We start from the raw sequence: 23401 nt of genomic DNA, 5'->3' as shown, positions 1-23401 counted from the left end.
CGACGATGTTGTCGCGCATCGTCGAGGAGCTCGAGAACAACGGCGCCAGCGACCCAGGCCTGCCCGCGCTGGCCGCGTTGAGCTACGGTGGCGGCAAGATGCCCCTGGCGGTCATAGAAAAGGCCATGCGGTTTTTCCCCGGCACTGGTTTCACCAATGCTTACGGCCTGACCGAAACCAGTTCGACGATTACCCTGCTCAATCCCGACGACCATCGCAGTGCCTCGGCGAGCGACGACGCGGCCGTGAAACGACGCCTGGTGTCTGTGGGCCGTCCGCTTCCCGGTGTCGAGTTGCAGGTGCGCAACGACGAGGGCGCGACCCTGGGCGCCAACGAGTCGGGCGAGATCTACGTGCGCGGCGAGCAGGTGTCAGGCGAGTACCTGGGCCTGGGCACGCGGGTGGAGGGAGACGGGTGGTTTCCTACCCGCGACGGCGGATCCATTGATGAAGAAGGCTATCTTTTCATAGAGGGGCGGGTTGACGACGTCATCGTCCGCGGCGGCGAGAACATGTCACCGGGCGAGATAGAAGACGTGCTGCTCGAGCATCCCTCGGTGGCCGACGTGGCCGTGGTCGGCGTGCCCAGCGTCGAGTGGGGCGAGGCCGTGGCCGCCATGGTGGTGGCGCGCGGCGAACACCCGGAAGTCGCCGACCTGCAGGCGCTGGTCAAGCAACGCCTGCGCTCTTCGCGCGTGCCCGGCCGCATAGAATTCATCGACGAGCTTCCCTACAACGAAACCGGCAAGCTGCTGCGCCGTCGTGTACGCGAGTTGCTGGCCGACAGCGCCGGGGTCGCTGAGTAGCCGATGCTGACCGCTGCCGAGGCGCTCGCGTGCCTGGCCGCACCCTCGTCGGCCGAAGATTGGTCGCCGCTCAACGGCAGCTGCCCGCTGGTCATTGACCTTGCTTCTGCAGACCCGACCTTGCCCTTGCCGCCTGCCGTTGCGCGCGCGTTGCGAGAGCTCGCCTGCGCGTCGGTTGCTTTCTGCCCGGCCGCCCGGGGCGCCGACTCACCGCTGGCACGGGCCGCGGATCTCGTGGTCATTGACAGCGAGTCGCTGGCCACCGTAGAGGAGGCGGTCGCCCGCAACCCCATCGCTTCGTTGGTGCTCGTGCAGTCGTTGCGCGCCGAGGGCCGCTCACTGCACGAGGCACTGGTCGCGGAGTCGCTGGCTTACTCCACCCTGCAGGCCGGTCCCGAGTTTGCTCGCTGGCTCACGCAGGCCGGCGAGGCTGCACGTGGCAAGCCGACCGACGAGGGTGACAGCGCGGCGGCAGTCGAGGCGACGCGAGAGGGAGAGTTGCTCAGGCTTGAGCTCAATCGCCCGCAGCGCCACAATGCTTTTTCTACTGCCCTGCGCGACGCCCTGGCCGAGGCCCTGGCGGTGGTGGTGGCCGACGATTCTATAGCCCGCGTTGAGCTGCGCGGTCGCGGCCCGTGTTTTTCGAGCGGCGGGGACCTGGCCGAGTTCGGCACGCTGGATGATCCGGCAACTGCCCACGCGGTACGAAGCACGCGCAACGTGGGCAGGTTGCTGGCGGCTTGCGGCGACCGGGTGACAGCCTTCGTGCACGGTCACAACCTGGGCTCGGGTGTAGAGCTGCCGGCCTTTGCCGGCCGCGTGGTGGCCCGCCCCGACACGAGCTTCGCGTTACCCGAACTGGAGATGGGCCTGCTGCCGGGAGCCGGCGGTACAGCGAGCCTGCCCGCGCGCATAGGCCGACAGCGCACGGCCTGGCTGGCCTTGAGCGGGGTAACGATTACTGCCCAAACGGCACTGGACTGGGGATTGGTGGACGAAATATGCAACTGGGATTGAACCTTCCGATAATGGTGCCGGGCCTCGACCGCGACCGCTTGCTCGACTGGGCCCGCCGTATTGACGCCGGGCCGTTCAGCAGCATAGCCGCTGGCGAGCGCATATTTTTTCCCAACCCGGAGATCATGATTGCCCTGACCGCGGCTGCGGCCGTCACCGAGAGGGTTGCCCTGCAGACCTCGGTGGTGGTGTTGCCCATGCACGCCGAGTTGCACGTGGCCAAGCAGGTAGCCACGCTCGACATGTTGTCAGAAGGGCGCGTGGTGCTGGGCGTGGGCGTGGGTGGTCGCCCAGAGGATTACCGCGCGTTCGGCCGTCCCTACGATCGGCGGCGCCTGCGTCGCATGCAGGAACAGGTGGCCGTCATGCGGGCGGCGTGGCGCGGCGAGGAGACAGTGGAAGCCCTGCGCCCGCTCGAACCGCGCTGCGTGCAGGAAGGCGGGCCGCCGGTGCTCGTGGGCGCCATCGATCCGCGCTCGATTGAACGCGCTGCCGCGTGGTCCGATGGCATATCGGGCTTCAGTTTCGGCCCTTCGAGCGAAGAAACGGAGCTTGCCTGGAACACCGCGCGCGAGGCCTGGAAGGCCGCCGGTCGCGACAGCGCGCCGCGCCTGGTCACGTCCTTCTGGTACGCGCTGGGGGCGGGCGCCCGCGACCAGCTCGACCAGGTGTTGCGTCGCTACCTGGCCTTCATGGGCTCTGAAATGGTGGACGCCATCGTGCCCATGGTCCTGGTCGACTCGGCCGACAAGCTACGCGACGCCGTGCGGCGCATGGAAGACCTCGGGACCGACGAAGTGTTGCTGGTGCCCAGCACCACCGACCCCGACGATGTTGATCGCGTGGCAGATATCCTGGGCGGCATGGTACAGGCGGGCCCGGCGGCGTAGTGCAACAAGAGGTAACAACAATGGAGGACACGCAGATGGCAGAAGAACACCCGGCGCGCGCGGCGTCGCAACGCTCGATGAAACTCGTGCAGGAAAAACCCGAGGGCGCGCGCGAGCAGTGGATTGCCTTGTTTGCAGACGACGGTTGGATTGAAGACCCGGTCGGTGTTTCGCCACTTGACCCCGAGGGCAAGGGGCACCACGGGCCCGAGGGCATAGGCGCGTTCTGGGACGCGACCATCGCCACCACCGGCATAAACTTTGAACTGGTCGATTCGTTTTCCTGTGGCAACGAGGTCGCCAACATCGGCCGCATTCACACCACCCAGCCCGACGGCAGCACGGCACTGTGCGAAGGCGTGTTCGTCTACCGCGTCAACGACGATGGCAAGCTGCAGTGCCTGCGGGCCTTCTGGGAGTTCGACCGCATGATGGCGACCTTTGCCAGCCCGCCTGGATGATCGCTACTGCCTGGGTGATCAATCCCGCGCGAAGCTGACGCGGCCGCCGGTAACGGTAGTGCGTACCATCGAACTCGACAGCTCGTCGCGGGCTCGTGACCACTGGCGGTCGAGCACGACGAGGTCGGCCGGTTCTCCGGCCGCCAGGCGTCGAGGCGGCCCACCCGGGTTCTGTGGCCTGCCGGTAAAAAGCGCCAGGGCTTGCTCGGGCGTAAGGCTCTCGTCGACGCCGAGGCTGTGGCCTCCGGACGTCTGCCTGTCGACCGCGGCTTGCATGGCCAGCCAGGGATCGGCGTCGCCGAAGGGCGCGTCAGTGCCCGCGCCAAGCGTAACGCCGCCATCCACGAAGGCCCGACAGCGGTAGAGCAGGGGATGGTCGCTGCGTTCGACCTCGCGCAGGTAGGCGTCGCCGCGGCTGCGTACGAAGCCCGGCTGGGTGACCACAGCAAGGCCGAGTCCGCGTGCCAGTTGCACCGCTTCGTCGGGGCAGACCGAGGCGTGTTCGAGGCGATCGCCTGCCACGACACCCGCCTGTTCGAAAGCCGCGAGCGCCAGGAACAACTCGACGCGGGTCACGCAGTGTACGGCAACGGCACGGTCCGAGTCGTGGGCGCGGCTCATGTCGGCTACGAGCTCGTCGATAGCGGGTAGCGCGCGCTCGTCGAGCACGAGCTTTACCGCGCCGGTCTCTATGCCATCCACCATCGACCCACGGTCACTGAGTTCGAAGCCTCCCATCAAGGTGAGTCGCTGCGGCAGGCTGCCGTCGGCAAGCGCGCGACCGAACAGCGCGGCCTCGTCGGCTCCGTTCGAAGGGGTGGCGTCGGTCACGCCGGTGACTCCCACGGAGGCAAGCTCTGCGCCCACCGCCGAGAGATCGGGAGCGGCGCCCGGGCCAAGCTGCTCGCGCAACCACTGGTCGCCACGAAACAGTCGGCCGGTGGCGCGGCCCTTGCTGTCGCGCTCAACGCCAACGTGGTCGGCGGCGTCGAGTTTGAGCATCCGACAGGCCGCCGAGTTGAACACCCACGCTGCGCCGCTGCGGTGCTGCACGCGCAGGGGCCGGTCGGCCATCATGCCGTCGAGCAACTCGCGGGTGAGCTGGCCAGCCACCGCTTCGTGGTAACCGACCGCGCGTATCCAGCCCTGGGCGTCGCGGGCAACAGGGGCGGCGGCAAACGCCCGCCTCATGGACTCGGCGTCGGGTGTGTCACCGGGTCCGCAGGCCACCGAGTTTCGTGCGGCGGCCAGGGCGAGCAGGTGCAGGTGATGGTCGTGCAGGCCGGCTATTACAGCGCCGCCGTGCGCGTCGATCACGAGTTCGTCGCCGTTGGCCTGCAGGCCCACGGCCACTTCTACCAGTAAGCCGTCGCCGCAGCGCAGGCCAAGGCCGTTGCGGCCATCAATTTCGGCGTTGACTACGAGCAAGTGCTTTCAGTGGCCCCGTTGTTTCCCGAGCCAGGCCCTGACCTCTGCGGTGTCGTGGCCAAGTGTGGCAGCCTGTCGCCCGTTGCTTCGCGCTTGGGCTGGTGCCACCAGGGCTCGTTGGTCGTCGACCACGACTTGCCAGCCGTCGTCGCAGCGGCTGACTTCTATATCTGCGCAACAGTCGGCAGCGTCGGCCGTGGCGTCCGCACAGTGCGCGGCTACCGAGGCCAGCGAGAGGTCTACTAGGCCACCGCGGCCTGCGCGTCGCAAGGCCAGCGTGGCCACCGCCGCGTGCAGGCCCGCGAGGGGGTCGGCCACCGCGTCGCCGCAGAACAAGGGCTGTTGCTGCTCGCCGCCATCGTCTTTGCCCGGGTGATCGGTGTCCACCCAGGGGCACAGACCGGCGGCCGCCGCGGCGTCGTCGCCGAAGGCCACGCGTCCGCTGTCGCGCCCGTGGCCGGTTATCGCGATCCACAGCAGGCCCGGTCTGCGCAGCAACAACTCGCCGGCCGAGATACCTAGCTGCTCGAGCGCCCGCGGACGCGAACTTTCAACGACCACGTCGGCTACTTCGAGCAAGGAGCGCAACAAGGCGAGATCGCCATCGTCGGCAAAATCCACTGCGACGCTTTGCTTGCCGTGATTGAGCAGGTCGTAGAAACGCGGCGGGCCCTGCCGTGCGCCGTCGGGCCGGCGCGTGCTCTCCACCTTGATTACGCGCGCGCCGCAATCGGCCAGCAGTTGCGCGCACAAGGGGCCCGCCCACAACGACGACAGGTCAACGACCAGCGGAGGATCCGCGGCAAGCGTCGGCCGGTCAAGCGCCAGCCCGTCAAGAGTGGTCATGCCCTGGGCAAAGCGCATCCAAGGGGGTGCGACGGCCGCCGGGCGCGTCACCCGGGAAACCGGCAGGCCCAGGAGTTCGGCGCGCTCGAGCAGCGGGCCACAAGACCTGTGGGCCAGCTCGTGTTCGAGCAGGGGCCACGCGCTAGCGGTCGAGCTGGGCGGTGCCGTGTCGAGTTGGAGCCAGGCGGCCAGGGCTGCGAGGTCGTCGCTGCGCGCCAGGTTGATGGCCAGCCAGCCGTCACTGCAGGGTAACAGTCGGCAGGAGCCCCCGGGCGATAGCGGGCCTCTACGCGACAGTTGTGCGCAGGCCGCACGCTCGCCCAGTAAAGCAGCGCCGTCGAGTTCGTCGAGGCAGCCGGGTGCCAGTGCGCGCAGGGCCGCAGCGGCGCCGTCGGCACACAGCGCCAGCGGGCCCGGGGCCAGTAGCGGCGCGCCATCGGCGCGGCCGGTGAGCTGCATGGCCCCCGACCGGGCCCAGGCCAGGGCCGGATGCTGCACGGGGCCGAGGTCGCCGGCGCACAAGGGCACGCGGACCGGGTCGAGGCCGCAGTCGGCGAGCAGGCCCCTGGCTGTTGCCGCTCTGGTCACGACGGCGATGATAGGGGCGGCGCCGTTGTTGCGCCAGCGCGGGACTTCGTGTTTGCTCTGCAGGCTGGCGTGGTCACGAGCACCGGGGCAGCGAAACGGAGGGAGCAGTAGATGGCTACAGTATTCGACAACACAGGGGATTTGCAGGCGGCGGTAGGACAGGAGCTGGGCTTCAGCGACTGGGTGGAGATCACCCAGGAGCGGGTCAATACTTTTGCCGAGGCCACCGGTGATCACCAGTGGATTCACGTCGACCCCGAGCGTGCCAAGACTGGACCTTTTGGTGCGCCCATCGCGCACGGCTACCTGACGCTGTCGCTCATCAGCATGATGCTGCCGCAGGTCATCACGGTTAATAACGTCGCCATGGGCGTGAACTGCGGAACCGACAAGGTCAGGTTCCTTGCACCGGTCAAGGTCGGCTCGCGCGTGCGTGCCGGTGGGGAACTGGTCAAGGCAGACGAGACGCGCGACGGCGCCGTGCAGGCCACCATACGCGTGACCATAGAGATCGAGGGCAGCGACAAGCCGGCCTGCGTGGCCGACACCATAAGCCGTTTCTATCCCGCCGGCTGATTCGCTACCGGGCTGACCACCCGTATCAGGGTCGCTGGCTGCTCACCGGAACGACTTCGCCCGTCATGTACGAAGCGTAGTCGCTGGCGAGAAACATCATCACGTTGGCCACTTCCCAGGTCTCGGCGCTACGCTTGAAGGCCTCGAGGTCTACCAGCTCGTCAAGCGTTTCCTGGGGCATTACCTTGCTCAGAAAAGGGTGCATGGCCAGGCTCGGCGACACCGCGTTGATGCGCACGCCGTGCGGCGCCGCCTCGAGCGCGGTGCAACGGGTGAGCGCGCCCACGCCGGCCTTGGCCGCGGCGTAGGCTGCCTGTCCGGCCTGTGCGCGCCAGGCGATGACCGAGGTGTTGTTGACGATGGCGCCGGTCTTGCGCGAGTACATGTGCGGCAGCATGGCCCGCGTTACGCGGAAGGTGCCCGTAAGCGTTATGTCGAGCACCATCTGCCACTGTTCGTCGCTGGTGTCGACCACGTCGGCCGTAAGTCCCAGTCCGGCGTTGTTGATGAGCACGTCCACGTGACCCAGCTCGCTCACCGCGGCGGCGATCATGCTGTCCACTTCTTCCTGCACGGTGACGTTGCAAAGTACCGAGGCGGGACGGCGGCCGCTTAACTCCTCGAGCTTGTCGACAGCTTCGGCCAGGCGGCGCTCGTGGAGGTCGCTCACCATGACCGTTGCGCCTTCTTCGGCGGCGCGGCGGGCGGCGGCAAAGCCGAGGCCGGTGCCGGCGGCGGCCGTCACCAGCACGGTCTTGCCGGCCAGCAGGTCGTGGGCTGCGGGATAGTCGGGTACGTTTTTACTCATTTTGCTCTCGGGTCCTCGTGGGCGGGTTGGTTCGGCTCCTGCCGATCATTCGGGGCGCGCTTCGCGTGGCAGGCCCAGCGCGCGCTCGGCGATTATGTTGCGCTGTACCTGGTTGGTACCAGCATAAATGGTGTCCGAGCGGGTAAACAGGAACAGCTTCTGCAACATGGTGAGTTCGCCGTCCTTGCCGGTGAGCTCGGCATCGGCGCCCATTACGTCCATTGCCAGTCGGCCCAGCTCGCGGTGCCAGGTGGCCCAGTAGAGTTTGTAGATCAGCGCTTCGCGGCCGAGTTCGCCATTCTCGTTGCCGGACAGCATGCGCAGGGTATTAAAACGCATGATGCTCAGGCCTATCCACGCGTCGGCCAGGCGTTGTCTCACGACCGGGTCGTTGGCGCGGCCATTTTTCTCGGCGGCTCGTATCACCGCGTCGAGCTCCTGCACGAAGTGTTGCTGCTGTCCCAGCGTGGACGCGCCGCGTTCGAAGGCCAGTGTTCCCATGGCCACCTTCCAGCCCTCTCCGACCTCGCCGACCACGTTGTCGCGGTGGGTGTGGGCGTTGTCGTAGAAGACTTCGCTGAACTCGGCGTCGCCCGTGATCTGCACGATGGGGCGTATCTCTATTCCATCCTGCCGCATCGGCACGAGCAGGTACGACAATCCGTGGTGGCGTTGACTTCCAGCCTCGGTGCGACAGATCACGAATCCCCAGTCGCACCACTCGGCCCAGGAGGTCCAGACTTTCTGGCCGTTGATGACCCACTGGTCGCCCACCAGTTCGGCACGGGTCTGCACGTTGGCCAGGTCGCTGCCGGCGTTGGGCTCGCTGTAGCCCTGGCACCATAACTCCTTGCCCGCGGCTATGCCGGGGAGGAAGGTTTTTTTCTGTTGCTCGCTGCCAAAGGCAATAACGGTGGGGCCGAGCAGGCCTTCGCCCATGTGCCCGAGCCTGCCCGGGCCACCGGCGCGCGCGTATTCTTCGTGGAAGATAACCTGCTGCATCAACGACAGGCCGCGACCGCCGTGCTCGGTGGGCCAGCCGACGCAGGTCCAGCCGTTGCTGCCCAGGTGTTGCTCCCAGGCCTTGCGCTCGTCTACCAGTGCGCTGTCGTCGCCGGGGCCGCCACGGTGGCGCAGGCAGGCAAACTCGCCCACGAGGTTGTCGGCCATCCAGTCGGCGACCTCGCGGCGAAAGATTTCATCCTGTTGGCTGAAGCGCAGATCCACCATGGCATAGAACCCACCCCCACCCCCCTTGTCAAAAAGGGGCGTCTCCCGCTCAGTGGATCAGCCGGTACGTCTCCCCAGTTCTTGTGGCAGGTGGGGTTGGCGGCTAATCAGTGGGTTACGATGAAACTGGGTATTACGATGTTTGCGACCGACCGTTCCATGGATCCGGTCGCGCTGGCCACCGAGGCCGAGTCGCGTGGCTACCACTCGTTTTATGTTCCCGAGCACACGCATATCCCCAGCAGCCGTGTAACCCCGGCTCCGACCGGCGAAGACACCTTGCCCGACGAGTACAGCCGCACGCTCGACCCTTTTGTTACGCTCGCCGCCTGCGCGTCGGCCACCGATCGGATACTGCTCGGCACCGGTATCTGCCTGCTTGCCCAGCGCGACGCGTTGATCACTGCCAAGGCCGTGGCCACCCTGGACCTGTTGTCGCAGGGGCGTTTTGTTTTTGGTGTGGGCTACGGCTGGAACCGCGAGGAGATGCGGCATCACGGCGTTGATCCGTCGCAGCGCCGGGCCGTCCTCCGCGAAAAAATGCTCGCCATGCAGGAGCTGTGGAGCCGTGACGAGGCGGCCTGGGACGGAGAGCACGTGAGCTTCGAATCGAGCTGGTCCTGGCCCAAGCCGCTGGGCGGGCTGAGGCCGCCGGTGCTCATCGGCGGCGCGCCGGGGCCGACGCTGTTTCGCCAGGTGGCCGAGTACGCCGACGGTTGGATACCCATAGGCGGCGCGGGCATAAGCGGAGCCCTGCCCGACCTGCACCGTGCCATGGAAGAAGCGGGCCGCGACCCGGCCGAGGCCCGCGTGGTGCCTTTCGGCACGATGCCCGACCGCGACAAGCTGGGATACTTTGCCGACCTCGGTATAGAAGAAGTAGTGTTCCGGCTGCCCTCGGCCAACAGCGATACCGTGCTGCGTTATCTTGACGACTACCAGGCCTTCATGGACAGCTGACGACCCGCGCGGACGGCGCTGCTCACTGGTCCATGTAGCCCAGCGCCTCCAGCCGGCTGCGCGTGGCGTCGTCCATTTCGAGCTTTCCCGTTTCGCCGTCCAGCCTGCCGCTGTATACCGGCCACAGCCGGTTCATGGTGTCGGCCATTTGCCGCAGGACGCCGGGCACGAATCCCGTGCTGGAATCCAGGCGCTGTTGCTCGGCCGGGTCACGCGCGATGTCGTAAGCGTAAACGTCTCCGTTTTCATACAGCTGCGTGACCTTGCGCCCACTGCTGCGCAGCGACGATTGGTAGTTACGACTGCCCAGGCGGTAGAGTTCGGCCAGCGTGGAGCGGTCGCGTTCCTTCTCGCCGTGAAAGGCTATCCCCGACAGGTTTTCTCCGTCCATGCTCGCGGACGGGGTGACCCCTAGCAGCGAGAGCAGCGTGGGCATTATGTCGACGATGCTGGTCTCCATTTTTACTACCGGGCGCGTGGGGGCCACGCCCGGCACGTAAAGCACCAGTGGCACCCGGGTCACCTCGTCGAACAGGGTCTTGTGGTGTCCCTTGCCGCCGTGCTCGAAAAATTCGTCGCCGTGGTCAGACGTGATCACGATGATGGTGTTCTGGGCGACCCCCAACTCGGCGAGCGTGCTGCGCAGCTTTGCGAGATGATCGTCGACCAGGCGAATCTCGCCGTCGTACAGCGCCAGCAGGTGGTCGAGATCCCTGCTGGCCATGTCGGGGTGCACGCCGGGGTTGAAGTAGAAATCGCGGCCATCGATGTCGCCGTCGTAGGAGGGGTCGAACATGGTGTCGTAGGGAGCGCCGGGGGCGTAGTCGTAGTGCACGTCCCAGTAGTGCAGGAAGAGAAAAAAGGGCTCGTCCCCGCCCGCGTTCCGGGCCAGCCACGAGGCGGCAGTTTTCTGCAGCAGGGGTGCAGTCACCGTTTTGTACGACTCTCCGTTGGTAGCAAAGCTGATGGTACGATCGTCGTAATCGTCGAAGCCACGATCGAAACCGTAGCGAGCTTCCACGTAGGGCGCCGAGACGACCGCTCCTGTCCTGTAGCCGGCCCCTTTCAACGACTCGGCCAGGGTCGGCACGTCGGCGGTCAGGCTGCGGTCGTCAAAGGTCACGCCGTGCCCCAGCAGGCTGCGGCCGGTTAGCATCGACATGTGCGCGGGCAGCGTCCAGGAAGACGCGCTGCTGTTATTGCGAAACAGTACCCCCTTGGCTGCTAGTTCGCTTATGGTCGGGGCGGTGGAGCGATGGTAACCGTAGGCATCCAGGTGATCGGACCGCAGGCTGTCAATAGAAACCAGCACCAGGTTGTATCCCGGGGCAAGAGCGGGCAGGGGTTTGCCCGCGGGGTCTGCACGTTCTTCGAGTGTTGCGTCAATGGCCGTGGCTGTGGGCAGCGCCTTGGCCTGGGCGACCAGGGCCGAAGAGGTTGCGATTGCCAGCAGCGCGGCGGCTGTCTTCCAGCCTTTCTCCGGTAGACGGTCCACCAGCGACCAGCTGGCCAGTGCGCAGCCGGCGAGCAGCAGCAGCGCCAGCGCGGTGCCATCGAAGATAAAATTCCACGTCAAAGCCTGGGCGACGCGGGGCAGGGACGCCCAGTTGAGCAGTTGCGGGACACCTCGCAGGAACCATCCTCCAGCGATCACCGCCGCTTCGAGGCCCAGAAGCCAGCACAGTGCCCTGCGCCGAACAGCGTCGGTATCGCCGGCGCGGAACACCAGCATCAATAGTGTCACGGCAGCCGCGGCTTCAAACGCCACCACTGCATTTACGGCGAGCAGTCCCCACGAAAGGTCGAGCTTGGCCAGGAAGCCCGGTCCAATAAAGGCCGTGGGGCGTCCGGGCAGGGGAAGGTAGGCACACAGGAAGTCGTAGTAGCGCGTGAACGCGTCCCACCAGTAGAGCGGTACGAAATCATTGGGGGCCAGTATGCTGTTACGCCGGGTCCACGCGGCAAGCAGCGTCACGGCCACTGCCTGCAGAATCGCCATGCAGGCCGCCGCGGCCAGCGCTGCGTTGAAGAGCCTTTTCAAGCGCGCCACCGTACTACTCTCCCACGTAGCCGAGCGACTTGAGGCGCTCGAGGGTTTCGGAGTCCAGCTCCACTCGCGTGTCTGCCTGCGACTCGCGCAGCGTGTGCTGCTGGGCACGCCAGCGCTGCTCGCTCCAGTGGCCCATCCCGTCGAGTTCCACGCGCAGTTCCTCCCGGCGTTCTTCGGCCAGGTCGTGCTGCTCTTCAGCGTCTCGGGCGAGGTCGTAGTATTCTACCGGCGCCTTTTTGGGATGAGTTATGCGGTTGAAGTGCTGGATGGTTTTACTCGTGGGCAGACGACGGGCTATCTGCAGGTTGAATCCGCGCTTGTCAAAAAACTCTCCGTAGACTGCTCGCTCGCGACTGCGCGGGGTGGCCGCTCGCAGCTCGAGCAGGCTCAGCCCTTCCATCACGGGGGGGCCGTCCAGCCCCGCCACGTCCATGATGGTGGGCAGAATGTCCACGAGGCTGGCCTGCCGGCTGACGGATTCACCAGCCCAGCGGCCGTCGGGTAGTCGAACGATCAGCGGTACTCGCAGCACTTCCTGGTAAAGCGTCCGATGGTGGCCCTTGTTGCCGTGCTCGAAAAACTCGTCGCCGTGGTCAGAAACGACGATCACCAGGGTATTGTCGCGGAGCCCCAGCTCGTCAATCCTGGCCAACACGCGGCCCACGTGTTCGTCGGTAAAACGGATTTCGCCGTCGTAGAGGGCGAGGATGTGCTCGAGGTCGCGCGCGGGCATGTTGCGGTTCACGTCCTTGCGCTCGATGAAATCGGTACCATCCATTTCGCCCTCGTAGCCGGGGTCGAACATGGTGTCGTAGGGCGCGGGAGGCACGTAGTCGTAGTGGATGTCAAAGTAGTGCAGGAACAGGAAGAAGGGCTCGTCGGCGTGTTGGTCGAGCCAGCGCAGGGCGTTGGCATTTATGTCGGGAGCGACGATCGCTTTCCTGGCGAGACTTCGGTGCTCGTGGGCGGCGCTGAGGTCCAGGTACTCGTCCATGCCGCGCGCGTAACCGTACATGGCGGCGACGTAGGGGGCCGACACGAACCCCGCAGTGCTATAGCCCGCCGCCTTCATGATTTCGCCCAGCACGGGGATGCCAGGGTCGAGAACGTTGGTGTCGTGTACCACCCCGTGTGACAGCTGGTAGCGCGAGGTGAACATGGTCAGGTGGGTGGGCAGCGTCCACGACGAGGTCGAAATGGCGTTGTCAAAACGTATTCCATCGGCCGCCAGTTTTTCGAGCGCGGGCGTGGTGGCCCTGTGGTAACCGTAGGCGCTCACGTGGTCGGCCCGCAGGCTGTCGAGCGAAATAAGCAGCACGTTGGGCTTGTCGTACACGGGCGAGAAGCCTTTCAAGTTTGTCGTATTCGCGGGGCCGGCGCTGCCGGGCAGTGCAGCGGGGAGCAGCGCGAGCAGGCAGGCCAGCGCCGCGATCGGTAACGCTCGCCGGGAATTTTCGAGGCGGGACGTCACCAGCCGGGCCAGGATAAGCGACACGGCCAGCACCGCGAGCGCCACCAGTGTTCCGTCTACGACCAGGCTGCGCGAGCGGTAGATCAGGTGCTTGAGCGATGGGCTTTCGGCAAGCGACAGCGCCCTGATCGCCGTGGTGGCGTGAACGACCAGCGCCAACCCTGCCCATGCCCACAGGTAACCACGGGCAGTGGGCCGGCATCGGCGCCCGGCCAGCCGGCCGAGCAGGGAACCTACGGTGCCAATCAGCAGCGCCATGGCCACCGTGGCGGGGAGCAGGTCGGCCAGCAACGACAGGTGTCCCACCGTGCCGGTAGCCGTGAAGCTGTTAGGAAGCGAGGGCAGCCACGAGAGCCAGCCGTCTGCTGCGTACCTGAGTTTGGCGAGGAAATCGTACAGCTGGTTGGCAAAAAAACTGTATGGGGGAATCACCTGATCGCGGTAGACAAGCAGCAGGGCCACGCTTTCAACCAGCGATTGCAGCACTGCCAGTGCCAGCAGGGAGCCCAGGCCGGCGCGCAGGTGGGCTCTTGTCCCGCTCATGATCCTGGTCTGCTGTCGCCTGCCATCGGTCGGCCGAAGCGCACTATGCGGGGATCGCTTATGGCCCAGGTCACCAGCGCGGCCAGAAAACTCAGGCCGTAGGTCAGGTCACAGACCAGGCCCAGACCAGCGCAGAACAGGCGCTCGGCACCCTTCAGCCAGCGGGCCGAGCTGCGCCAGTAGTAGATCCCGCGTGCAGCCAGCAGGGCGGTGGCGAGTAAGGCGATCGCCGGGGTGCCTGTGGCGCCGGCCACCACTCCAACGGCCACGATCGGGCCGAGGGCTACCTGCACGATACGATGAAGGATACGGCTGCGGCGGTTGTCCTGGTTACCGGTCATCAGGTGGTGGCCAAGTCCGTACTTGAGGAAGATGTAACCTTGCCCGTTGGCGTACTTGTACTGTTTCTTTATTACCTTGCGCAGGTTGTCCTCGGTCTGGCCGAAGTCCAACGCGAACTTGAGTCGCTTGTCCTGCACCAGGCGGTAACCCAGCTGGCGTATCCGGGCCGAGATGTCCTGGTCCTCGGTGGAGTTGTAAAGACCCTCGAACCAGAACCCTATTTCTTCGAGCGCTCGCTTGCGCACCAGGTCGCAGCGGGTTTCGATGAAGCTGACCTCGAAGAGTCCGTCGTCGGGGTTGTCGTCGACGTCGAGCAGGTTCACGACAGTGAACACCCGTTGCACGCGGTTGAGCGTATGCAGGTCGCTGAATACACCCTGGCCGCAGAGTCCGGCTATGCTTTCGTCTTCGAGTACGCTCACGGCTGCCGACACGTAGGCCGGGTCGGTCAGGTGACAGTCACTGGCCATGAGCAGCACGAATTCGCCCCGGGCGCGGGCGGTGCCGATGTTGTAGGCGCCAGCGGTGCCGCGATTGGTTTCGTTGAATACGGCCGTTATGCGGTCGCCGAAAGAACGCAGGATATCGGCCGTCGAGTCCTGCGATGCGTCGTCGACCACAATGCACTCGATGGCGGGGTAGTCCTGCGCGAATACCGATTCTATGCCCCTGGCTATGGTGTCCTCACCATTGAGCACGGGGATGACGACCGAAACCAGTGGCCGTGTTTTCTGTGTAGGTGTTTGCGAAGTAACTTCTAGTGACATCTGTCCTGGCCCTGTTCTAATCGCGTGGACGGCCCGTGGCTGACCCTGTTATTGCGCTGTGTGCAGCCAGCCGTACCAGTCTATATGATAACCGTTCAGAGGATAAAACGTCGCCCCGGTTTGTCCGCGCCATGTTTTGCCTGCCGGGTGTCGGACGGGAGATTATTGCGTCCGGGTGCCATCGCGTTGGTAGATGACGATTTCCGGGTTCAGGCTGCGTATGAGGGGTCTTTCTATCCACGGCCTGGCTTTGAAGCGCGCGGCCTCGCTGTAGCCAAGGCTGCCGTCGCGCAGGGCGGTGAGCAGTTCCACGTTCTCTCGCCGCTTGTAGTTCATGATGTTGCCCGTAACGCTCACCTGGTTGGGCAGCCAGTCGGCGGCGTCACCCTGTTCCGCGTCCGTGGCCCGGGGGTCTTCCGGTTTAGCGGTTCCCGACTGTTGCCAGTCGCTGCTGTACTGCACGGTGATTCCTCCCAGCGAGGCTTCCGACACGACCACGAAGTCGGGGAGTCGCTGGCCGAACGCGGGCTTGTTGCGGTCGGCGAACTTGATTTCGTGGTGCAGCAGCGGTGGCTGGATGCGAGGCAGGTAAGTGGCGCGCTGCCAGGTCTCCACCTGTTGGCCCGGCTTGCCGTTATCCTGCAGCCAGCGCTCTGCCGGGTAGCGGCCGTCAGCAATCAGCATGTGGTCAACGTCGAGGCCGTATACCAGCGCGGCCGCCAGCAGCAGCGCGGCAAGCGCTCTCGCGGGCAGGACCAATCGGCGGGTCGACGCCAGCGCTGCCAGCGCCACGCCGGCAAATACGCAGGCCAATACCGACAACGGCAGCACGTAGCGGATACTGAGCGACAGCATCGACCTCAGCCCGAACAGGTAGAAGGCCAGGGCGGGCAGCAGGGTAAGCAGAAGCAGGGCGCTGTGGCGGCGCAGCACGGAAAGCAACAGCCCGGCGGCAGCCAGCACGGCGGTCAGGGGTCCGAGCGAGTCGAGCAGCGCGCGGGCGGCGATGCCTGCCTGTTCCAGCTCAACGGCCATACCCCGGTCGGTACTGAAATCGACGGGGAAATAATACGGCGAATATTGGCGGGCCATGTCGGCGGGCAGCGAGTGGGTCAGGAACCGCAGCCGGTTTACGAAGCCCGACGGGTTGAGGGGCACGTTGTTGGCCACGACCATGGTCGCCACGAAGGCCGAACCCGCCCAGGCGGCTCCCTTCAACAGCGCGCTCCATCCCCGCCCACCGATCTTGATCAACAGCGCCAGCGCGGGCACCAGTCCCACGAAAAACCCTGCGCCGAGTTCCTTGGTCGAGACCGACATGGCCGTGGCAGCCCCCAGCAGCATCCACCAGTGGGGCCGCGCGTCTTCATCGAGCAGTCGGACGGCGGCGAGCAGGGCCGCGAGTAGCCAGAAAACGTAGGGTATTTCTACGTTGGTGGTGTGAGAGTAGAAGACCACCGGGTAGCACAGGGTGGTGAGCAGGGCAGCGGCTATCCCTGAGTCGCGGTCGACCAGGCGGCGGACCGAGAGATACACGAATACGGAGCAACCGGCTCCCATCAGCACACTGACAGTCCGGCCGCTGAGGGCCAGCAGTGTCATCACGCCCTCGGGGTCCTGCATGCCCCAGGGGTAGTCTGCCGTCGGCGTGCCCAGGCCACCGGTCAGCCAGGTCAGGGCCAGCGGCAGCGAGTAGGCGGCACCCAGGATGAACACGTGCCCCATGGGGTACTTGAACCAGAACCATCCGCTGTTGAAGGGCTCCGCCATCAGCACGCGGTGCATGATCGACAGCGGCGCACCCGGCTTGATGGCGTCGGCGGCCCAGGTCTGGTTGCCGGCGGGCAGTCCCCAGCCTATACCGCAAAAATTTACGGCAAGGGCCAGCGCGAACAGTACCCAGGGCAGCCATCGATTGAGACGGTTTGCTTCCATTGGAGCCGGGCGTAGCGTCGCCGGCCGCAGGGGCTCGGTCGGGCGCGTTGCTGCCTATGAACAATTACGCGGTTATTCCCGGCCGTCAACAGGGGGTGCCCCCCTGCCGCCTTGACCGTACCCTGCGGGAACCCGATAATCCCCGTTCTGTCGCGAGGCCCTGAGCCCACCGCGGCCGCCAGCTTGCCGCGCACAAAGAGGAGAAAACCATTGAGTGATTACAAGTACATCCGGGTAGACCAGGAAGCCCACGTGGCCGAGGTTGTGCTCAATCGGCCCAAGAAACTTAACGCGATGCCGTTCGAGCTTTTCTACGAAATCCGCGAGGCTTTCGGCAAGCTCGATCGCGACGAGTCGGTGCGGGCCATCGTGTTGTGGGCCGAGGGTCGACTGTTTACTGCCGGGCTGGATCTCAAGAGCGAGGGTGCCGGGGGCGTGGTCGGTGGCGGCAACGGTGACGGCAAGGCTGATCGTAGCGAGGCGCGCAGCAACCTCGACATGTACGGCACGGTTCTGAAGTTGCAGGCCTGCTTCAGTGCCATACAGGAATGTCGGAAGCCGGTGATCGCGGCGGTGCACGGTAAGTGCATCGGCGGGGGTGTGGACCTTACAACCGCCTGCGACTTTCGCGTGTGCACCGAGGACGCGGAGTTCTCGATATTCGAAACAAAGATAGCCATCGTCGCCGACGTGGGCACCCTGCAGCGCATAACAGCCATCGTGGGCAAGGGCATGGCGCGAGAGATGGCGTTTACCGGTGGGTTTTTCGGCGCCGACCGCGCGCTGGCAACCGGCCTGGTCAACCGCGTGTATGCCGATAAGGACCGCATGCTCGAAGGCGCGCGCGCCACGGCCAACGAGATCGCGGCCAACTCGCCGCTCACCGTTCAGGGCGTCAAGCAGGTGCTCAACTATTCCGACGAGCACACGACCGACGAGGGACTCGACCACGTGGCGCACTGGAACTCCTCGTTCATGCGCAGCGACGATCTCGCCGAGGCCATGCAGGCCTTCGCTGAAAAACGCCCGCCGCGTTTCGAGGGTCGCTGAACGGCACGAGCGGTTTGGATCTCGAACAGCAAACTATACCTGGGCTCGTACAGGCGGCCGCCGGTCGCTGGGGCGACTCGGTGGCGGTGGAGGATAACGCCGACGGTGAGATAACTTATCGCCGGTTGGCCGACGACATGATGGTGGCGTCGCGCGCGTTCATTGCCGCGGGCGTAAACAAGGGTGACCGCGTGGCGGTATGGGCGCCCAACAGTTATCGCTGGATAGCCGCTGCGCTGGGACTGCAGGCGGCCGGCGCGGTGCTGGTCACTCTCAACACCCGGCTCAAGGGTGGCGAGGCTGGCTATATTCTTGCCAACAGTGGCGCCCGGGTGCTGCTGACGGTAAACGGTTTTCTCGGCACCGACTACACCGCGCTACTTGTTGACGCGCTGGATGGCGCGGCCAGGGATGGCGGTGAAGAAGGCACGCGCCGCCCCGTGGCTGGGCTGCCGGCGCTCGAGCGCGTGCTCTTGCTCGATGGGCCGCCGACACCCGGGGCCGACGGCTGGCAGGATTTTCTCGCCGGCGCCGACGGGGTCAGCGAGCAACAGGCCCGGGAACGGCTGGACGAGCTGGGCGGCGACGATCTCTCCGACCTGCTGTTCACCTCGGGTACCACGGGCAAGCCGAAGGGCGTCATGACGGCGCACGGGCAGAACCTGAGAGCGTTTGAGAGCTGGTCTGAAGTCGTCGGCCTGCGCGAGGGCGACCGCTATCTCGTGGTTAACCCGTTTTTTCACAGCTTTGGCTACAAGGCCGGCTGGCTGGCGTCGTTCATGCGAGGGGCCACCGTGTTGCCCGAGACGGTGTTCGACGTTGCCCGGGTGTTGGAGCGGATAGAACGCGACAGGGTCAGCATGCTGCCCGGTCCGCCGACGCTGTACCAGGGCCTGCTGTCCCATCCCGGACTTGCGCAACACGACCTGTCGAGCTTGCGCCTGGCTGTCACCGGCGCGGCCGTCATACCGGTGGAGCTGGTTGAACGCATGCGCGACGAACTCGGCTTCGACACGGTCATTACCGGCTACGGGCTTACCGAGACCTGCGGCATTGTCACCATGTGTCGCTTCGACGACGACCCCGAAACCATAGCCACTACCTCGGGGCGCGCGATTCCCGGTGTAGATGTCATGTGCGTGGGCCGCATGGGCGACGAGCTGCCGCGCGGTGAGCCGGGAGAGGTCGTGGTGCGCGGTTACAACGTCATGCGCGGTTACTTCGATGACCCGGCGGCCACCGACGAAACGATAACCAACGGCTGGCTTCACACCGGCGACGTGGGTGTGATGGACGAGCGCGGCTACCTGAAGATAACCGACCGCATGAAAGACATGTTCATCATGGGCGGCTTCAACTGCTATCCGGCCGAGATCGAGAACCTGATGGCGGCCAACGCTGACCTCGCCCAGGTGGCGGTGGTTGGGGTGCCCGACGAACGCATGGGGGAGGTGGGCGTGGCCTTCGTGGTGCTGGCTGAGGGCTCGGACCTGACAAGTGAAGCGGTGGTGGCCTGGTGTCGCGAGAATATGGCCAACTACAAGGTGCCGCGCCGGGTCGAGTTGGTGGGCGATCTGCCGATGAACGCGTCGGGCAAGGTTGTAAAGTACCAGTTGCGCGAGCGCGTCGCGGGCCTCCGGTGAACCGGGCCTGTTGACCATGCGAGGCCGCGATCAAAGGAGCAGCCGCGGATCGCGTTACCTGCAGGCCCGTACCTGGCTGGTCTACGGCGTGTTGCTGGTGCTGGCCGTTCCCTGGTACTGGCCGGCCGACAGTACGCTGCTGCTGCTGGGCATGCCGGCCTGGGTGGTCACGAGCGTCTTCGTTTCGCTGGTCATTTCGATCTACACGGCCTGGCTGTTGCTCTCCCACTGGCCACTACCCGACGATCCTTTCTGCGACCCGGACGATAACACCGACGAGTCTACTGGAGAGCAACTGTGACCGGCACCGTGTTGCCCTTCGGCCCGGGAGGGCTCGCGGTCGTGGGTCTCTACCTGGCCTCACTGCTCGTGGTGGGCTGGCTGGGGCATCGCGCGCGCCGCGAAGACTCGCTGCGCGACTTCTACCTGGGCGGCGGCAGCATCGGTTTCACGGTACTCGTGCTCACGCTCTACGCCACCCAGTACAGCGGCAACACCATGTTCGGCTTCACGGGCAAGGCCTACCGAATTGGTTGGACCTGGCTGAGTTCGGTTCACTTCATGACCGCCATCATCGTGGGCTACCTGTTGTTTGCCCCGTGGTTGCACCGACTGGCCCAGCGCCAGCAGTTCATTACCCCGGCCGATTTTCTTCGTCACCGCTACGGCAACCGCGGCATCGACCTGCTGGCGCCGCTGGTCATGACCCTGGCCCTGGCCAACTACCTGCTGGCCCAGCTGGTGGCCATGGGTCGCGCCATGCAGGGGCTTACCACTGCCGACCCGGTGGTGGCCTTTGCCTGGGGCGTCGTGTTGCTGGCCGGCATCATGCTGGTGTACGAAACCATGGGTGGCTTCAGGGCGGTGGCCTGGACCGACGTTATACAGGGCATAGCGCTGGCCATCGGTTTCGGCGCGTTGCTGGTGATGGTGTTCAGCATGTGGGGCTGGCCGGGCGAGACCACGCGCGTGTTGCTGGACGGCGGCGAGCAGTTGCGCGCGCGTGTACTGCCGCCGGGCGCCCGTGCGTCTCGCAACTGGGTGAGCTACGTCATTATTTTCGGCCTCGGCGCAGCGCTCTATCCCCAGGCCATACAGCGCATCTACGCGGCGCGCTCGGGCGCCGTGCTCAGGCGCAGCCTGGCGGTGATGGTTTTCCTGCCCTTGCTGAGTTCGCTGGTGGCTGTAACCGTCGGCGTGACCGCGGCCGCGCATGTGCCAGGGCTGGAGGGCGCGGCCGCCGACCGCGTGCTCAGCGTGGTGTTTCACCAGGTGCAGGCGTCGTCGGCCTTCGGCTACTGGCTGGTAGTGTTGTTGTTTGCCGCCGTGCTGGGCGCACTCATGTCGACGGCCGACTCCTGCCTGCTGACGATCTCGTCGATGATAACGCGTGACCTCTACCAGGGCTTCCTGCGCCCTGACGCCGGCCAAGCCCATCTCACGCGCGTGGGCAAGCTGGTGGCTTGGGCCATGGTGGCTGCGGCCGCGGGTACGGCCATCTGGATGGAAGGGCAGCCGGGGCGACCCACGCTGGTGAGGTTGCTCGACATGAAGTTCGACATGCTGGTGCAGTTGGTGCCGGCTTTCATGCTGGGAATGCATTGGAGCCGGTTGGGTGGCAACGCGGTGCTGGCCGGCATGCTGGCCGGGCTGACGCTCACCTTCGGCCTTTACGGCAACGCCACTGTAGATGCCTGGGGCGTGCACCACGGACTGCTCGGCCTGCTGCTCAACCTGGCGGTTGCGGTCACCTGGTCGTTTGCGCGGCCGGGCGTGCAGGAGCGAGAATGGACGGCGAGCAGGGGGTACGAAGATGGACGCAGCCACGGCACGAACTGAACTTGTAGCAATAGAGACCGCGCTCGATATCGGCGAATACAAGCCGGGGCCGTGGGCGGCGTTCCTGCGTGGGGCGAGGGGACTCGCGGCGGCCGAGCGTCGTGAGCTTGCCGAAGATGTGAGCCGCGTGAGCGATAAGCTGCACGGTCGCAGCCCGAGGCGCAAGCTGTCAGTGGCTTTGGCGTTGGTCGGCGAGCTGCTGGCGACGGCGGCGGCGCTGGCCTTGTGTTGCTGGGGACTGGAGCAGTCGTCGGCCGTGGCTGTGTTAGTGGCCATGCTGCTGCTCGTGGGCACCCTGCAACCGCTGGTCAAGGTGGGCACCGGCTTGCTGCTGGGCGTGCGTTACTCTTACGCTTTTCTCATGGGCCTGGAGCCGCGTTTCAAGATGCGCTACGGCAGCTACCTCGCCGCTGCGCCGGCCGCGCGCGTGCTGCTGCACCTGTCGGGCACGGTTGGTTCGCCCCTGGGGGCCTGGCTGGTCGGTTGCGAGGCGGCGGCGGCCGGAATGTCGACCGTGGCCCTGATGTGTACCCTGGTGTTCTGGCCGCTGGTGCTAAGCAACGTCGTGATGGCGGTGGCGGCGCTTGCCGGCCGCAGCAAGCTCGGGCCGGTGGTGCTGCGCGACAGCAGTGGTGGTGCCGCTGCCCAGGAACTCAAGGCCGCGCTGGCGGGCTGAAGGGGAGGCAGCCCCGCCCGCCAGGGTCAGGCCGGGTCCGGGCCTGTGCTGGTACCATAGTAATGCGGGCTAACTCAGGCAGCGGCGGGCAACGGCTGCCAGTCGGCGAGCATATCCGACAGTGACTCGAGCGTTGCCAGCCGCCCTGACAAACGAGCCAGGCTATCCATGCGCCGGCGGGCCCGTCGGCCGAGCTTGTCGCGCAGCTCGCGGCCGCGGGTTTCTACAGCGAGGGCGATGGCGGCCGCGTTGAGATTGGCGGGCAGCGGCAACTCGCTCACGCGGCCGAGGGTCTTGAGCGCTCGCGACCGGCTGCGCACCATCTGCCGGTGCAAACGCAATTGCAGCTCGCGTACGCGAGCGAGTTTCTCCGAGGTCTCGCCTTCCCAGCTCAGCAGGGAGTGCACGCTGCGTCGCCAGCGGGTGCTGAAGCCCACGCGCTGCAGGTTCCAGGCAACGCCCAGTTTCGACAACGACCAGATCAGCCACTTGCTCGGGTCGAACTGTGTCCGCTCAACTCCCGCGCGGTAGTCGCCGGGGAAGGCGTGGTGGTAGTTGTGCCAGCCTTCGCCAAAGGTGACCAGCGCCACCAGCCAGCTGTCGGCGGCCGAAACCGCCGGGTTCCACGGGCGGCGGTGTCCCAGGTGAGCCCAGGAGTTTACAAACCAGGTGCCGTGGTGCACGGCTACCAGCCGCACCACACCGGCCAGCAGCAGGCCTCCCACGCCACAGATGGCCCAGGGCAGCACGAAGCCGGTAGTGATGGCCAGCGGTATGTACCAACGATCCTGCCAGGCCAGCATGCGGTCTTCGGCCAGGTGGGTGGGCAGCTCCCCGGTCATGCCCTGGTTGGTGAATAACCAACCCACGTGTGCGTACCAGAAGCCGCGTCGTATGTTGTAGGGGTCGCTATCCTGGTCGGTGTGGGCGTGGTGGCGAAGGTGGTCCGAGGTCCAACTGAGGGCCGAGCCCTGCCACGCGGCCGAGCCGGCGACGAGCAGTGCCACCTTGAACCAGGGGCGACATTCGAAGGCGCTGTGCGCCACCAGCCGGTGGTAGCCCACGGTGATGGCCATGGCGCTCGCGATGTACATGGCCAGCGCCAGCGCGACCTCGGCCCAGGTGACGCCGAAGAACCACGCGTAGAGTGGCCACAGCAAGGCGGCTATCGTGGTCGTGCCTATGAACAGTATGGCGGGCCAGTTCAGGGGTGGGTGGGGCTCGGCTGCGTTCGACATGCGCCCAGAATACTCCCGCGCGCCTACCGTCGCCAGCTTCGAAAGCGAAGAGCGTCGATAAGCTCACAGGGCTGCTTTTGAGTGACCGCTGCCGGGCCTCTATACTGCGATTTGTCGCGATTGGAGAGCGCCGTGGGCCTCCAGTAAGCGCCGAGGGCAGAGGAATAAAGACGATGAGCAAGAACCAAAGTCGCATGCTGTGGCGTTTTATTTGATTTTTCATTTCATCACCTCTTG

Annotated in this window: 20 protein-coding genes; 11 read left to right on the top strand and 9 right to left on the bottom strand. The window is 65.7% G+C overall.

Annotated features, from left to right (window positions below; genetic code table 11):
* From EYQ35_04725 to EYQ35_04710, 4 genes are all read left to right on the top strand, one after another.
* Positions 1-806: long-chain fatty acid--CoA ligase (locus EYQ35_04725; GenBank protein ID HIF63447.1), on the top strand; the 806-nt coding region annotated here is incomplete at its 5' end.
* Positions 807-809: 3 nt separating this feature from the next.
* Positions 810-1823 (top strand): enoyl-CoA hydratase/isomerase family protein, encoded by a 1014-nt coding sequence (locus tag EYQ35_04720; GenBank protein ID HIF63446.1) that lies wholly within the window; start codon positions 810-812, stop codon positions 1821-1823.
* Entirely contained in the window at positions 1808-2713 is a 906-nt protein-coding gene (locus tag EYQ35_04715) for an LLM class flavin-dependent oxidoreductase (GenBank protein HIF63445.1), read from the top strand. Before EYQ35_04720 ends, EYQ35_04715 begins: the two co-directional genes overlap by 16 nt.
* Before the next feature lie 35 nt (positions 2714-2748).
* Positions 2749-3174 carry a nuclear transport factor 2 family protein gene (locus EYQ35_04710; protein ID HIF63444.1) on the top strand — a complete coding sequence of 142 codons (426 nt, stop codon included), beginning with the start codon at positions 2749-2751 and terminating at the stop codon, positions 3172-3174.
* An 18-nt stretch (positions 3175-3192) separates the two neighbouring features.
* On the opposite strand, the gene EYQ35_04705 is transcribed toward EYQ35_04710, so the two are convergent.
* Together EYQ35_04705 and EYQ35_04700 are read right to left on the bottom strand one after the other, a co-directional pair.
* Positions 3193-4602: a hydrolase gene (locus tag EYQ35_04705; protein ID HIF63443.1), complete on the bottom strand. Its 1410-nt coding sequence runs from the start codon at positions 4600-4602 to the stop codon at positions 3193-3195.
* Between the two features lie 6 nt (positions 4603-4608).
* Positions 4609-6036, bottom strand: a complete 1428-nt coding sequence (locus EYQ35_04700) for a CoA transferase (GenBank protein ID HIF63442.1) — start codon at positions 6034-6036, stop codon at positions 4609-4611.
* A 111-nt stretch (positions 6037-6147) separates the two neighbouring features.
* Between EYQ35_04700 and EYQ35_04695 the strand changes: the two genes are divergently transcribed.
* The gene (locus tag EYQ35_04695; protein HIF63441.1) at positions 6148-6612 is read left to right on the top strand and encodes a MaoC family dehydratase; all 465 of its coding nucleotides are present in this window, start codon (positions 6148-6150) and stop codon (positions 6610-6612) included.
* A 25-nt stretch (positions 6613-6637) separates the two neighbouring features.
* Here EYQ35_04695 and EYQ35_04690 read toward each other — a convergent pair whose 3' ends face one another.
* Positions 6638-7420 (bottom strand): SDR family oxidoreductase, encoded by a 783-nt coding sequence (locus EYQ35_04690; protein ID HIF63440.1) that lies wholly within the window; start codon positions 7418-7420, stop codon positions 6638-6640.
* Positions 7421-7465: 45 nt separating this feature from the next.
* On the bottom strand, positions 7466-8647 hold the full coding sequence (locus EYQ35_04685; protein ID HIF63439.1) for an acyl-CoA dehydrogenase: 1182 nt from the start codon (positions 8645-8647) through the stop codon (positions 7466-7468).
* 123 nt (positions 8648-8770) lie between these two features.
* Here EYQ35_04685 and EYQ35_04680 point away from each other — a divergent pair, with 123 nt between their 5' ends.
* The gene (locus EYQ35_04680; protein ID HIF63438.1) at positions 8771-9610 is read left to right on the top strand and encodes an LLM class F420-dependent oxidoreductase; all 840 of its coding nucleotides are present in this window, start codon (positions 8771-8773) and stop codon (positions 9608-9610) included.
* A gap of 22 nt (positions 9611-9632) precedes the next feature.
* Here the strand turns inward: EYQ35_04680 and EYQ35_04675 are convergent, their stop codons facing one another.
* From EYQ35_04675 to EYQ35_04660, 4 genes are all read right to left on the bottom strand, one after another.
* The gene (locus EYQ35_04675) at positions 9633-11660 is read right to left on the bottom strand and encodes a hypothetical protein (protein ID HIF63437.1); all 2028 of its coding nucleotides are present in this window, start codon (positions 11658-11660) and stop codon (positions 9633-9635) included.
* 4 nt (positions 11661-11664) lie between these two features.
* Positions 11665-13674 (bottom strand): hypothetical protein, encoded by a 2010-nt coding sequence (locus EYQ35_04670; GenBank protein HIF63436.1) that lies wholly within the window; start codon positions 13672-13674, stop codon positions 11665-11667.
* Positions 13671-14783, bottom strand: coding sequence for a glycosyltransferase (locus EYQ35_04665; protein HIF63435.1), 1113 nt, complete (start codon positions 14781-14783; stop codon positions 13671-13673). Before EYQ35_04665 ends, EYQ35_04670 begins: the two co-directional genes overlap by 4 nt.
* A 162-nt stretch (positions 14784-14945) precedes the next feature.
* Positions 14946-16718 carry a hypothetical protein gene (locus tag EYQ35_04660; protein HIF63434.1) on the bottom strand — a complete coding sequence of 591 codons (1773 nt, stop codon included), beginning with the start codon at positions 16716-16718 and terminating at the stop codon, positions 14946-14948.
* Positions 16719-16928: 210 nt separating this feature from the next.
* Between EYQ35_04660 and EYQ35_04655 the strand changes: the two genes are divergently transcribed.
* Genes EYQ35_04655 through EYQ35_04635 form a run of 5 tightly spaced genes read left to right on the top strand, consistent with a single transcriptional unit; the run spans position 16929 to position 21926 of the window.
* Positions 16929-17768, top strand: a complete 840-nt coding sequence (locus EYQ35_04655; protein HIF63433.1) for a crotonase/enoyl-CoA hydratase family protein — start codon at positions 16929-16931, stop codon at positions 17766-17768.
* 14 nt (positions 17769-17782) lie between these two features.
* The gene (locus EYQ35_04650; GenBank protein ID HIF63432.1) at positions 17783-19411 is read left to right on the top strand and encodes a fatty acid--CoA ligase; all 1629 of its coding nucleotides are present in this window, start codon (positions 17783-17785) and stop codon (positions 19409-19411) included.
* A 10-nt stretch (positions 19412-19421) separates the two neighbouring features.
* On the top strand, positions 19422-19712 hold the full coding sequence (locus EYQ35_04645; GenBank protein HIF63431.1) for a hypothetical protein: 291 nt from the start codon (positions 19422-19424) through the stop codon (positions 19710-19712).
* A complete protein-coding gene (locus EYQ35_04640; GenBank protein ID HIF63430.1) occupies positions 19709-21250 on the top strand; it encodes a sodium:solute symporter family protein in 1542 nt (513 codons plus the stop codon). The genes EYQ35_04645 and EYQ35_04640 overlap by 4 nt, the downstream gene beginning before the upstream one ends.
* Positions 21225-21926, top strand: a complete 702-nt coding sequence (locus tag EYQ35_04635; protein HIF63429.1) for a hypothetical protein — start codon at positions 21225-21227, stop codon at positions 21924-21926. Before EYQ35_04640 ends, EYQ35_04635 begins: the two co-directional genes overlap by 26 nt.
* Positions 21927-22000: 74 nt before the next feature.
* Here the strand turns inward: EYQ35_04635 and EYQ35_04630 are convergent, their stop codons facing one another.
* Positions 22001-23164, bottom strand: coding sequence for an acyl-CoA desaturase (locus tag EYQ35_04630; GenBank protein HIF63428.1), 1164 nt, complete (start codon positions 23162-23164; stop codon positions 22001-22003).
* Between the last annotated feature and the right edge of the window lie 237 nt (positions 23165-23401).

It is taken from the genome of Candidatus Binatota bacterium (genome assembly GCA_012960245.1).
GTDB lineage: Bacteria > Desulfobacterota > Binatia > UBA1149 > UBA1149 > UBA1149.
This window is presented reverse-complemented; position numbering and strand designations above follow the sequence as displayed.

Coding starts and splice junctions, on each gene's coding strand:
- EYQ35_04720 (HIF63446.1), top strand. CDS start 810: ATGCTGACCGCTGCCGAGGCGCTCGCGTGCCTGGCCGCACCCTCGTCG.
- EYQ35_04715 (HIF63445.1), top strand. CDS start 1,808: ATGCAACTGGGATTGAACCTTCCGATAATGGTGCCGGGCCTCGACCGC.
- EYQ35_04710 (HIF63444.1), top strand. CDS start 2,749: ATGGCAGAAGAACACCCGGCGCGCGCGGCGTCGCAACGCTCGATGAAA.
- EYQ35_04695 (HIF63441.1), top strand. CDS start 6,148: ATGGCTACAGTATTCGACAACACAGGGGATTTGCAGGCGGCGGTAGGA.
- EYQ35_04690 (HIF63440.1), bottom strand. CDS start 7,420: ATGAGTAAAAACGTACCCGACTATCCCGCAGCCCACGACCTGCTGGCC.
- EYQ35_04680 (HIF63438.1), top strand. CDS start 8,771: ATGAAACTGGGTATTACGATGTTTGCGACCGACCGTTCCATGGATCCG.
- EYQ35_04670 (HIF63436.1), bottom strand. CDS start 13,674: ATGAGCGGGACAAGAGCCCACCTGCGCGCCGGCCTGGGCTCCCTGCTG.
- EYQ35_04665 (HIF63435.1), bottom strand. CDS start 14,783: ATGTCACTAGAAGTTACTTCGCAAACACCTACACAGAAAACACGGCCA.
- EYQ35_04660 (HIF63434.1), bottom strand. CDS start 16,718: ATGGAAGCAAACCGTCTCAATCGATGGCTGCCCTGGGTACTGTTCGCG.
- EYQ35_04635 (HIF63429.1), top strand. CDS start 21,225: ATGGACGCAGCCACGGCACGAACTGAACTTGTAGCAATAGAGACCGCG.
- EYQ35_04630 (HIF63428.1), bottom strand. CDS start 23,164: ATGTCGAACGCAGCCGAGCCCCACCCACCCCTGAACTGGCCCGCCATA.